Consider the following 12,294-nt stretch of genomic DNA (forward strand, 5'->3'; position numbering starts at 1 on the left):
CATGGATAAAGAAACTTTGCTTTATCAATATTTTTCAAATCAATTGACGTCAGAAGAGCAGGAAGCTTTTGACGAGCTTTTGAAAAATGACCGGGAATTCAAAGAGCAGTACGATTTTGAAAAGAATTTACAAAAGGTGATTCAGGAGGAGAAGTCAACGGAGCTAAAAGAGAAATTACAGCTTTTTGAAAGTGAGATCAAAGATGAGAAAGTAGTGCAGCTAGAACCTGAAAGCCGGTTTTCGGTCTATAGAAAATGGATGGTAGCCGCCTCTATTGCTCTTTTAATAGGGCTGGGTTATCTAGGTTACAACAATTTTTCCGGACCGAATTACAACCAACTTTATGAAGATAATTTTCAGAATTACCCTAATACGGTCTTTGAAATATCCAGGGGAGAATCGGTTGAGAGTATAGAAAGAAATGCCTTCTCACAATACGAGTTAGATAATTATGCAGAGGCCATAACGAATTTTGAAAAAATACCTTTGGCCGATAGAAACGACTATATCGATTTTTATATGGGTATGTCTTATTTGAATTTAAAACAGTATGACAAGGCCCAAGAGTTTCTTCAAAAGGCCGCCGAAAGCGAAACGCAACTTAAAGCTGAAGCATATTGGTATCTTGCCATGGTTGCCTTGAAAACTAAGGATAAACAAAAAGCCCTACAATGGTTAGAAATTCTTGTCGATATGTACGATTATAAAAAAGAGAGGGCACAAGAACTAATTGATGCCTTGAATTGAGGTTGCTTTAAAACGTTTAAAGTATAAGTATACGATAAGTAACAGCAATAAAAGGCCAATGCCAGCATACCAGACCCATGGTTCGATAACGGATGTTTTTAAGGGTGTCGTATTGCCAGTAATAATGTATCCGGCCCAATAATATGGGTGCGCCCTTGCATTGTCTGCATTATTTTGCAAAAAATGTAGTTTGGCTTGTCTAAGGGCTTCGTCTTTACTTTTTCCCAGTGATAGTTCTTTGTAGAATTGGTTCATAATGTCAGATGATGCCGCATCGTTTATCTTCCAGAGTGTGCTACTAATACTTTGGGCACCTCCATAGAAAAAGGCGCGTGAGAGGCCGAGAAATCCTTCGCCCTTTTTCAGAGGTCCGATATTGGTTTCACAAGCGCTCAATGTAATCAGGTTAGCTTTGGTTCTCAGGTTGTATAAATCTGCTGTAAAAAGAAGATTGTTGTTTATTTCGTCACCAGACTGGGTAAAGGCCAAATAGGAATATTCAGGAAAAGCATCATCAAAAACGGCGTGTGTAGCAAGATGTAAGAGCCCGTAGTCATTCAATTCTTCTTTGAAATGTTGAAGGGTGGCCTCTTGATCAACAAACCTTTTTCCTTCAAAAGATTGAAGAATTTTGTTGACCTCTGTTTTATTATGTGGTAGGGGAAGTAATTCTGAGCGCTCTACATCTACCTTCGAATTACCATCAAAAGTAGGGGCAAAGGCCAAAAGCTTTGAGTTTTCTATAGAATCGTCACTGAGCTGATGAAGTAAAGTTGCGGAGTTGATATAACTAATAGAAACATCTTCTATTAAATAGGAGTTTGAAGATTCATCGATCAGTGCCCCAAAAGGTATGTAGTTTAGAGGCCCATCGGGTATGATAATTAGTTTTTCCAATTCTTCATTCTTAGAAAGGATTGGTTTTAAAATTTGTCGGTGAAGTGATTTTGCCAGCTGTTGAACTTTATTCAGTTCTGACTTAGAATTGGCTATAAGATTTTTAAATTCAAGAATCTCTTCAAATAAATCTTCGGTAATCGGTATACGACCAAAAAATTTCGTATCCCTCGTAAAGAACAATGCGTAGATAGATTCATCTCCATAAAAATAGCTAATAAGGGCTTCTTTTGTAGCTAATAATTGCTGTACTTCCGGTAATTCAATTACTTCAGAATTATATTTTAAGTCGTAATATTTTGGATAATCTTTTTCAATCTTTGATATCAGGTTCCTGTGATTGTTTTTCAGGGTGAATAATCGATTCTGAAGTGTAGAATTTTCTTGGCCTAGGTTCAATTGTTTTTCTACTTGTGTAATTTCTGCCTTCAGCTGTTTTTCGTCATTGAGTAATTCGGGAGGTATTTGGGCAAACTCAGTGGCTTTAGACGCCAATAGTGTCTCCATTAATAACACGGATTTACTTTTCTCAAAATACTGGAAAGCCCGTTCTATATAAATGTCATTTTTTGTTTCATTAAACAATGAAAAAGTGGCTTTTAGGCCAGATTCAAATAACGGAAATACTTCTTCAATCAATAACAACTTGTCTGAATTGGTTTTAAAAGTGGGCTTTAGGCTATCTAGCAAAGCCATACCCATTTCAACACTTTTCAGGGTCGCGGCACTTTGGTTGCCCATTTTATTCAGAGCTGATGATTTGTTATTTAAGATTTGTATGATTTTATGCTTGTTGATTTCCGTGGGTCGGTCCAAAATTTCTTCAAGAGCTAGATCGTAGGCCTCAATTGCTTTTCTGCTTTGCTTAAAACGACTGTGCAATAGCCCTATCTTATTTAAAATATGAGCAGTTTCCCAATTTTTGTCTCGTTCCCATTTCTCTTCTGAATATTGAAGGGCCTTTTCATAATCGTTTAAGGCTTTCTCGTATTCGTTTTTGTGTTGATGTGTCTCTGCACTTACTTGATAATAACTCGAGAGAGAAGGAGAGTTTTGCTTTAAAAGGTTTTTAGCCATGTTCAAATAGATTTCCGCACTATCTATTTGTGCCAATTGCGTATGGTTTTGAACAATGTTCAGAATTTTCGGGATTGCAAATTCTTCCTGATGTTGAAGAACGTAGTCCAAGTCTTTTAAGAGGTAAGCGTTAGCTTCTTTGTATAGCTTTTTTCTTTTAAGTACTTCGGCCAGTAAGTCATAGTTTTCATAAAGGGAGATTTTGTCATCGGAAAGATTATGCTTCAAAAACCGGATGTTACGTTCATAATAGTTGGTAGCTAGGTTAAGCTTTCCCTCGTCGGCATACATTTTTGCCAGATAACTATAGGCTGTTGAGATGAATTTTAACTTTTCGCCAGAATATTCAGAATTATCAGGCTCAATGTTGATTTCCAGAATCTTATTGAATTCGATGCGGGCTTTTTCAAAATCATTGATTAGAAAATAATACTGGCCTTTGTGATAGAATAAATCATTTTTATAAAGGATATATTCTGGCAAACTTTCAAAATAGCTCGTTTGAGTAGTAAATAAAGAGTCTATTACAGCGAGGTTTTTGTTAAGTGCCCGTAAGTCGTTTTCGTATTCTGCCAACCAGTTTTTCCCGGTTAAGGCATCGGCAACAGATGACCAATCTTCTTCTGAAACAGCGAGGGTGTGAATCTTTTCAAAGTAAAAAAGCGCAGAATCTTTGTTGGAATATAAATGCTCATAACCTTTGTTGAATAAATAATCCATGCGGTTCTCATAGCTATCATTTTGACCAATCAGGAATATTGGTAAAAGGAGGCTACTTAATAAAACAAAAGTTCTTACCATAAAAAGGCCTTTGAGAGTGGATTAAATCTCAAAGGCCAATTTACTAAAATATGCTGAGCATGTTTTATAAGCCTATTTTAAGGCCTGTATAGAATAGCTGTCCGCTTGATTAAGTTTGTTTAATCTTTTAATCTTAATTACAGCTCCTTCTGAAATCGCATTGGTAATATTTACTTTTTTATACATTAACATATTGTTTGTGCCAACTATCTCATAAAGAATACCTTCTGATTGGGCCAATTCTGCCCCGTTTTCATCATTTATTTGAAGATTGACATCTTCTAAATTGTACACAATTATATACTCAAGATTAATAGGAATAACACCTGGTCTAGGAGGTCTTGGGCCTATAGGGTTTCTTCTGCCTAGCCTATCTGCTAGGTCTTCAAACACTACAATGCTTTCAGCAATTTCGGCTGTATTTGCTAGATTAGCAGTTGTTTCTTCAAAATCTTTTTCAATATCAGGGGTTCCCTGATTGTTGCCTATGATTTCTTTTAGATATGCTGCACGGTCTTCCAATGAATCAATTCTGATTTCAAGTGCATATTTGTATAAATCACCTTCGAATACATAATTCGATTCTGTAAGTTTAATTTCATCTTTTTTATCGTCATCGTTCCAGTACCATAGTTTCGAACAAGATGTCATGGCAATGGCTATCACTAACGCCAATGTGATTTTCGTTTTCATATTATTAAATTTTAATGTTGGTAAATTATTTACTTGTTGTATTGGGTCAATTGCATGCTACTCATCAAATCTCCATTTTTCTTATAGGTCTCTTGCTTGATCATGCCTACACCTTCGGCTAACCATAGACGGCTAGGAAAGGTTTGGCTAGCACCCATGGTTTTTGATTCGGTATCGGTATAGATGACATAGCAGTCGTAGTTTCCTGCTGGGGTGCTTACACTCTCTTTTTTCTCTACCTTTCTATTGATCATTTGTACGCTTACTTCCATATTCATGCCGGCCATGCTAATGGCCATATCAACATTGGCATCGTTCAACTCTTGACCTACTTCTAAATTATTCGGAACTTCTATATCCGTTCCCGTAATTTCATATTCCATATCACCAAATTGCTCGAGCATCTTTTGGGGCATAATAGAGTTGTAATCGATTTTAACGCCATTACCGGTACAGGTGAATTTATAGTCAGATTCAAAAACTACTTTTCCTTTTTTGTCGGTAAGCCGCATTTGCATCGTGGCATGTGTCGTTCCACCATCATTGGTAATATCTACTATTTTATAATCGGTGTTGCCGTCCTCTTTTCCCTTTTTGTCATAAATGGTATATTGAAAAGAGGTTCCCTCATTCATAGGGTAGTACTTGCTGCAATTGCTCTGTGACCATGCGAGGTTAGTAATGAGTACAAGTACGAAAAGTGCGATTATTTTGTTGTTCATGATGTTTTTATTCTTTAGTAAAGTTCCTTTTAAATTCTAATAAATTCGACCCTTCTGTTCTGGGCCTTTCCTTCTGGGGTTCCGTTATCTTCTAAAGGTTCATCTTCCCCCTTACCTTCTGTAGTCAATCGGTCAGCAGAAACGTTATAAACAGAGGTCAGTGCATTTTTAACGGCAGCAGCCCTTTTTTCCGACAGGTTCTTATTATTGTTAGCATCACCATCGCTATCGGTATGCCCGACTATTTTTAGTTTTAGAGAACTATCCTGTTCAAGCACCTGGTATATTTGCCTGATAACGCCCATTGACCTGGGTTGTATATTGGCCGATCCACTATCGAAAAGAATTCCGTTAGTCGATATTTTACCATCCGCCAGCAATTTTCTTCTTAGGTCTACACCACCTTTCGCTATTTTAAAATTACTCATGTAGATTGCCTCTTTGTTTGAATCGGTACCTCTAAGATTGAATTTTAATGCTGTCATGCCAGGGGTTTCGGGCAGTAGTCTGGGTACATCGATATATTTTTGTTCGTCGATCCAAAAGCGAAACCTTTGTTTGTTAACAGCAATCGAGATATGGTGTTGGTTCACTACCGTTTTTCGCAGGTCGGCCTGCACCTCGTTTCTAATGACCCTTTTGCCATTGATATGGTTTTCAACAAGAACCCCTTGGTCGATATATTGGCAGAAAGAATAGGAGACAGATGCCCAGTTGGCCCCTTTTTCGAAAGAGTTGTTGTCACTGGCGAGAATAGTGAGGTAAGCCTGTGAAGACGTTTTATTGTCTAAGCCTTGGGTGATGACGTCGAATTCCAAGGTAAATTCTTCCGGTAAATCGGTAAGGTTCGGAATGAAGTAGCTATTGCTACCGGGCATTATTTTCATCCACTTTTCATCAAAACCGTCGATGGTTACTAATTCGGCACTTCCGTTCGTATTCCATTTAGATGGAAAGTCGCCCACAAAATCTCTTGAAAAATCATCTAGAAATAAGGTTTCGTCCCCCGGTACAAAATCAAACTTACTGTATACGTTTATAGATGTATCTGAGGGGTCAGAACTATTGGGCGAAGTACTTTTCTGGCCAGATGAAGGGTCATTTTTAATTGTAGGATCGTCACCGGTTGACTCCGGTCGTTTCGAAACTTGTTTTTCTTTTCTTGAACTGCCAGGTTCGAAAATACTGTCAAGTGCCTGGTCTGTTTTCTCTGAAGTTTCTTTTTCAACTCTTCTTTCAACTGTTCTCTCTGCAGCTCTTTCGGCGGCTTTTCCTAATTTTTTGAGAAGTTGGCCGTTGGCATCGGGTACTGATAGTAGAAATAGACCGATGAACAAGATGGGGGGTAGGTAATGTTTTGAACGTTTCATTGTTGCATGATTTTAGTGTTGTGCGAATTATACGGAGGATTGATAAATAAGCTCTTCGCCATTTATTTGCTCTCACTACGTTAATGAACAATAAACCCTGAAGGTTAACATCAAAACTAAATTTTCTTAGAACGTTGCAATAAAATCTTGTGCTACTGGCATTTAAAAAATGTATAAGTGGTATGAAATTATGTGTGATTGGTTCATTATCACCGTTTTGACGCTGTAAGAAAAACCATTAAAACCTCAATTCTAACTGCTCTGGTAGTAACCGAAAACTTTTTCTGTGGTATTTGGTAATACCGAATTCTTTAATGGCCGCCCTATGCTCTTTGGTCGGGTAGCCTTTATTCTTCTTCCAATTGTACATCGGAAATTCTTCATGAATAGCATCCATATAGGCATCTCTAGAAGTCTTTGCCAAAACCGAGGCGGCAGCTATGCTCATATACTTGCCATCTCCCTTTACGATACATTCAAAAGGTATGTTTTTGTAAGCTTTAAACCTGTTTCCGTCTACAATAATGTGATTGGGAATTATAGAAAGCTGGTCTATGGCGTGATGCATGGCCAATATTGATGCATTTAATATGTTTATTTTATCTATTTCTTCAGGAAATATATGCGCCACACCAAAACACGCACAACCATTTTCTAAAATGGGTCTAAGCGAAGTTCGTTTGTGGTGAGAAAGTAATTTAGAGTCATTTAGAATATCATTGGTAAAGTCTTTGGGAAGAATTATGGCCGCCGCCGTAACCGGACCGGCCAAGCAACCTCTGCCGGCTTCGTCGGTACCCACTTCTTTCTCTTCCGATAAATGATACGCTTTCAACATAAACCATAAACTTAATATGTGGGCAACTTAGCAAAAACTATCTGTTATTTAAAGTTTGAAAAAGGGCAAATAAACTTTCACATTTAATTACGAACTAAAAAAATTAACTTTACGGCCGTAATTCGAATAGATGAGGCAAATTCTGATTATTCTTTTAATTTTTGGCTATTGTGTTATAGGTAATGCACAAAATAGGCCTCTTTCCCCACCAAATGAAAATGATTCTACCAGAACCGCCCGCCCGAGAAGAGATATCGGGCAAAAAGCAGCGGCTTTAGATTCGACCGCCAAACAAATCACCATAGAGAACTATAAGATTGTCACCTATCAAAGAGACACTACGTTTTTAGATACTACTTTGACCATTCAAAAAGAATATAAGTATAACTACCTAAGACGTGATGATTTTGAACTGATGCCATTTGCCAATGTTGGCCAACCCTATAATAAATTGGGGGTTGATCTCGGGCGCAAACACTTTTATCCTGATATCGGGGCAAAAGGTCTTCATTACAATTATATGGAAGTTGAAGACATTGATTACTATAATGTCGCGACCCCAATGTCCGATTTATTTTTTAAGACTACGTTTGAGCAAGGTCAATTGCTAGATGCCAACTTAACGTTCAACACTTCAAGAAGGCTCAATTTTTCAGTGGCCTACAAAGGTTTTCGGTCATTAGGTAAATATCAATATAATCAGGCTGAATCAGGTAATTTTAGAACTACGACCAACTATGTTACCGAGAACGGTAGATACAGTCTTCGGGCGCACATAGCCGCTCAGAATATAGACATACAGGCCAATGGGGGGCTGATAAATGCAGAAGAACAGTTTGAAAGTAAAGATCCCGATTTTTCAAATAGGGTGAAAATCGATGTGCGGTTCAATGATGCTGTCAATAGAATTTTGGGTAAACGGTATTATTTGGATCACCTCTATAAACTGGTTAAGAAAGATGCCGATTCAAGTAGGGCAGAAAAAACTTCACTGGGTATCGGCCATGAGTTTAATTACGAAACCAAATATTACAGCTTTAATAAGACAGCGGCAAGTCCATACTTCGGTGAAGATTTAGTTACCCCTATTGGCGATAGGGCCAATCTTAAGACGATGTATAACCAGGTCAATGCCGAGTTTTATAATGCCACCTTGGGTAGATTGCAGGGTAACATATCCCTTTATAATTACAATTACTTTTTCAACAGTATTCTAATCGAAGAAGATGGAAGCATCATACCTAGCCGTTTGAAAGGCGATGAGATTGCATTGGGTGCCAAATACGAAAAGCGTATCAAGGGTTTTGATTTTAGGGCTTCAGGAAAATATAACTTGGCCGGCGAACTGGGCGGAAGTTATTTACAAGCTAATGCCAAGTATGTTTATAAAGATAAGTATAGAATAACGATCGGCGGGCGAATGTCTGCCCAAATGCCAGATTTCAATTACCTATTATACCAAAGCGATTTCAGTAATTACAATTGGTTGAATCTAGATATTTTCGAAAAAGAGAAGCTTTATTCTTTCAATTTTGGTTTGGGGTCTGATATTTGGGGCTCCTTGACGTTGAATTACACAACGATGGATAATTATACCTATTTCGGTATAGACCAAGAAGCGACGGCCGCCTCAACCCAAGAAACATCCATAGTCAGGCCGGTTCAAGAAAACAATGTGCTCAATCATACCAAGATCAAGTACATGAAAGAATTTAGGCTAGGTAAGTTTGCCTTGAACAACACGGTCATGTACCAAAATGTATCGCAAGCGAATCAGGTACTGAATGTTCCTCAAGTAGTAACCCGTAATACCCTTTATTTTTCCTCTGATGTCTTTAAGAAGGCCATGTACCTGCAGACGGGGGTTACTCTTAAGTACTTTACGAAGTATTATATGGATGCCTATAACCCATTGTTAGGTGAATTCTATATTCAGAATGATGAAGAATTCGGCGGGTACCCTATGTTAGACTTCTTTATAAATGCCAAAGTGCAGCAAACGCGTATCTATTTAAAGGCCGAGCATTTTAATTCTTCGTTTGGAAATCCTAGCCAGTTTTACTCGGCTCCGAATTATCCGTACCGAGATTTTGTCATTCGTTTCGGCTTAGTTTGGAATTTCTTTTCATAATCTAATTTTTTTTGATGGCAAAATACTGTTAATCAGCAACCTTTGTTTTAGTTGAAAAAAACCTTTGAAAAAAAGCTTGCAGAATTAAAAATCGGCCGTACATTTGCAGCCCGAAAAACAACAAACGAGTTGTTTTAGGGAATAGCGAAAGTTCTTTGATAGACTGTTTTTTAAGCGATATTTTTCGAAAAATTTTTTTTCAGAAAAACTGTTGTGGATTTAAAAAACAGTGTTACATTTGCAGCCCCGAAACGAGATGGTCTCGTTGGGGCGAGGGTTCCTTTACATACTGGGTTTTTGATGCGGGAGAGGTTTCGAAAAAAAAATTTCGGAAAAAGGTTGCAGGATAAAAAAACAGTTGTAAATTTGCACCCGCTTTGAGAGACAGACGCCGAGGGGCCGATGTCGGGAGAGGCGAAAGCATAGAGAAGTTCATTGACATACTGAGGAGACATAGCGAGCCGCGAAGGTCGGAATTTAAGACCGGCAGCAGGCGAGCTAACCAAGAGTATTTTTGGAATAAAAGATAACACAGATAGAGAGACGGGGCCGGGAGGACTTATCGGCGTTGGCGCGAATATATTTACGAATCAACGATGAAGAGTTTGATCCTGGCTCAGGATGAACGCTAGCGGCAGGCCTAACACATGCAAGTCGAGGGGCAGCGGGGAAAAGCTTGCTTTTCCGCCGGCGACCGGCGCACGGGTGCGCAACGCGTATACAATCTGCCCCCTACTGCGGGATAGCCCAGAGAAATTTGGATTAAGACCGCATGGTACCGTATTGCCGCATGGCATTTACGGTTAAAGGTTACGGTAGGGGATGGGTATGCGTCCCATTAGCTAGATGGCGGGGTAACGGCCCACCATGGCGACGATGGGTAGGGGCCCTGAGAGGGGGATCCCCCACACTGGTACTGAGACACGGACCAGACTCCTACGGGAGGCAGCAGTGAGGAATATTGGACAATGGGCGGGAGCCTGATCCAGCCATGCCGCGTGCGGGAAGAAGGCCCTATGGGTCGTAAACCGCTTTTATACGGGAAGAAACCACCCTACGTGTAGGGTACTGACGGTACCGTAAGAATAAGGACCGGCTAACTCCGTGCCAGCAGCCGCGGTAATACGGAGGGTCCGAGCGTTATCCGGAATCATTGGGTTTAAAGGGTCCGTAGGCGGGCCGTTAAGTCAGGGGTGAAAGTCTGCGGCTCAACCGTAGAACTGCCCTTGATACTGGCGGTCTTGAGTCATACTGGAGTAGGCGGAATATGTAGTGTAGCGGTGAAATGCATAGATATTACATAGAACACCGATCGCGAAGGCAGCTTACTAAGTATGTACTGACGCTGATGGACGAAAGCGTGGGGAGCGAACGGGATTAGATACCCCGGTAGTCCACGCCGTAAACGATGGATACTAGCTGTCCGGGCCCTTGAGGCCTGGGCGGCCAAGCGAAAGTGATAAGTATCCCACCTGGGGAGTACGTTCGCAAGAATGAAACTCAAAGGAATTGACGGGGGCCCGCACAAGCGGTGGAGCATGTGGTTTAATTCGATGATACGCGAGGAACCTTACCAGGGCTTAAATGTAGGTTGCATGGGGCAGAGACGCCCCTTTCTTCGGACCACCTACAAGGTGCTGCATGGTTGTCGTCAGCTCGTGCCGTGAGGTGTCAGGTTAAGTCCTATAACGAGCGCAACCCCTACCGTTAGTTGCCAGCATGTCAAGATGGGGACTCTAACGGGACTGCCGGTGCAAACCGCGAGGAAGGTGGGGACGACGTCAAATCATCACGGCCCTTACGTCCTGGGCTACACACGTGCTACAATGGCCGGTACAGCGGGAAGCCACTGCGCGAGCAGGAGCGGATCCACAAAACCGGTCACAGTTCGGATCGGGGTCTGCAACCCGACCCCGTGAAGCTGGAATCGCTAGTAATCGGATATCAGCCATGATCCGGTGAATACGTTCCCGGGCCTTGTACACACCGCCCGTCAAGCCATGGAAGCCGGGAGTGCCTGAAGTCCGTCACCGCAAGGAGCGGCCTAGGGCAAGATCGGTAACTAGGGCTAAGTCGTAACAAGGTAGCCGTACCGGAAGGTGCGGCTGGAACACCTCCTTTCTAGAGCTTTCCGGCATGGCCGGAAGGGCACCATCGCCGATAGGGCAAACCCACCGTGCCCCGTCCCCTAACTGTTGTTCGAACGTTCCGATATAAATGCTCAGGTAAAAAGTAAAGATGTCTCCAAGGTATACAACGATATAAAGCGGTCGCAGTTTTGCGGTCGCGGGACAGTCCCGTAGCTCAGCTGGTTAGAGCGCTACACTGATAATGTAGAGGTCGGCAGTTCGAGTCTGCCCGGGACTACGATCCGCGAATTTTATGCGGACGGTACGTTCATTAAACAAGTTATTGAAAAGGAAATTCTAGGGGCGAGTTATTGCGGGTTATAGACTCATAACTCACGGCTCATGACTCTTCACTAGGGAAATGGGGGATTAGCTCAGCTGGCTAGAGCGCCTGCCTTGCACGCAGGAGGTCATCGGTTCGACTCCGATATTCTCCACGATTGCCGAACGTTGTTCGGCATAAAGGTTCATTGACATATTGGGACAGGGTACATTCTTTATAGGGTGTACTTTGAAGAAAAACACACGAATTTTAAAGTAAAGAGTACGCAATAGAATAGCGAAACAAAAGGACGGCGACAAGCTGGATAAGGGCGTATGGGGAATGCCTAGGCTCTCAGAGGCGACGAAGGACGTGATAAGCTGCGAAAAGCCGCGGGGATCGGCACATACGATATGATCCGCGGATATCCGAATGGGGCAACCCGGTATGTTGAAGACATGCCATGCGAAAGCAAGCGAACCCGGTGAACTGAAACATCTAAGTAGCCGGAGGAGGAGAAAACAATAGTGATTCCGGGAGTAGTGGCGAGCGAAACCGGATTAGTCCAAACCAATGTTGTTCCGGCAACATTGGGGTTGTAGGACCGCGACGTTCGAACGGTAATG

Annotated in this window: 7 protein-coding genes, 2 tRNA genes and 2 rRNA genes (1 of these 11 cut by a window edge); 6 read left to right on the plus strand and 5 right to left on the minus strand. The window is 41.2% G+C overall.

The window, feature by feature from the left end; genetic code table 11:
* The first annotated feature begins 1 nt into the window (after position 1).
* A complete protein-coding gene (locus D1013_RS04895) occupies positions 2–748 on the plus strand; it encodes a tetratricopeptide repeat protein (protein WP_162987815.1) in 747 nt (248 codons plus the stop codon).
* Here D1013_RS04895 and D1013_RS04900 read toward each other — a convergent pair.
* The 5 genes from D1013_RS04900 to D1013_RS04920 all read right to left on the minus strand — a co-directional run bounded on the left by D1013_RS04900 (position 728) and on the right by D1013_RS04920 (position 7,146).
* Entirely contained in the window at positions 728–3,442 is a 2,715-nt protein-coding gene (locus tag D1013_RS04900; protein ID WP_162987816.1) for a CHAT domain-containing protein, read from the minus strand. The genes D1013_RS04895 and D1013_RS04900 overlap by 21 nt on opposite strands.
* 153 nt (positions 3,443–3,595) lie before the next feature.
* Complete coding sequence (locus D1013_RS04905; RefSeq protein WP_121847818.1) at positions 3,596–4,216, minus strand: hypothetical protein; 621 nt, start codon at positions 4,214–4,216, stop codon at positions 3,596–3,598.
* Positions 4,217–4,245: 29 nt separating this feature from the next.
* A complete protein-coding gene (locus D1013_RS04910) occupies positions 4,246–4,938 on the minus strand; it encodes a TapB family protein (protein WP_121847819.1) in 693 nt (230 codons plus the stop codon).
* A gap of 29 nt (positions 4,939–4,967) precedes the next feature.
* The gene (locus D1013_RS04915) at positions 4,968–6,308 is read right to left on the minus strand and encodes an OmpA family protein (RefSeq protein ID WP_121847820.1); all 1,341 of its coding nucleotides are present in this window, start codon (positions 6,306–6,308) and stop codon (positions 4,968–4,970) included.
* A gap of 238 nt (positions 6,309–6,546) precedes the next feature.
* The gene (locus D1013_RS04920) at positions 6,547–7,146 is read right to left on the minus strand and encodes a ribonuclease HII (protein WP_121847821.1); all 600 of its coding nucleotides are present in this window, start codon (positions 7,144–7,146) and stop codon (positions 6,547–6,549) included.
* A 130-nt stretch (positions 7,147–7,276) separates the two neighbouring features.
* On the opposite strand from D1013_RS04920, the gene D1013_RS04925 reads away from it, so the two are divergent.
* The 5 genes from D1013_RS04925 to D1013_RS04945 form a co-directional block, all read left to right on the plus strand.
* Positions 7,277–9,277 carry a putative porin gene (locus D1013_RS04925; RefSeq protein ID WP_121847822.1) on the plus strand — a complete coding sequence of 667 codons (2,001 nt, stop codon included), beginning with the start codon at positions 7,277–7,279 and terminating at the stop codon, positions 9,275–9,277.
* Positions 9,278–9,870: 593 nt separating this feature from the next.
* Positions 9,871–11,398 (plus strand): 16S ribosomal RNA (locus D1013_RS04930).
* 172 nt (positions 11,399–11,570) lie between these two features.
* Positions 11,571–11,644 (plus strand) — tRNA-Ile (locus tag D1013_RS04935).
* 125 nt (positions 11,645–11,769) lie between these two features.
* A tRNA-Ala gene (locus tag D1013_RS04940) sits at positions 11,770–11,843 on the plus strand.
* Between the two features lie 138 nt (positions 11,844–11,981).
* Positions 11,982–12,294: ribosomal RNA gene (locus D1013_RS04945) — 23S ribosomal RNA — on the plus strand (it continues 2,520 nt past the right edge of the window).
* Together the 16S and 23S rRNA genes with 2 tRNA genes alongside form the textbook arrangement of a ribosomal RNA operon.

It is taken from the genome of Euzebyella marina, assembly GCF_003687485.1.
GTDB classification, from domain to species: Bacteria; Bacteroidota; Bacteroidia; order Flavobacteriales; family Flavobacteriaceae; genus Euzebyella; species Euzebyella marina.

Excerpts from the sequence above, each read along its gene's own strand:
- D1013_RS04915 (WP_121847820.1), bottom strand. The coding sequence starts at position 6,308 with ATGAAACGTTCAAAACATTACCTACCCCCCATCTTGTTCATCGGTCTA.
- D1013_RS04905 (WP_121847818.1), bottom strand. The coding sequence starts at position 4,216 with ATGAAAACGAAAATCACATTGGCGTTAGTGATAGCCATTGCCATGACA.
- D1013_RS04900 (WP_162987816.1), bottom strand. The coding sequence starts at position 3,442 with ATGGATTATTTATTCAACAAAGGTTATGAGCATTTATATTCCAACAAA.
- D1013_RS04895 (WP_162987815.1), top strand. The coding sequence starts at position 2 with ATGGATAAAGAAACTTTGCTTTATCAATATTTTTCAAATCAATTGACG.
- D1013_RS04925 (WP_121847822.1), top strand. The coding sequence starts at position 7,277 with ATGAGGCAAATTCTGATTATTCTTTTAATTTTTGGCTATTGTGTTATA.
- D1013_RS04920 (WP_121847821.1), bottom strand. The coding sequence starts at position 7,146 with ATGTTGAAAGCGTATCATTTATCGGAAGAGAAAGAAGTGGGTACCGAC.
- D1013_RS04910 (WP_121847819.1), bottom strand. The coding sequence starts at position 4,938 with ATGAACAACAAAATAATCGCACTTTTCGTACTTGTACTCATTACTAAC.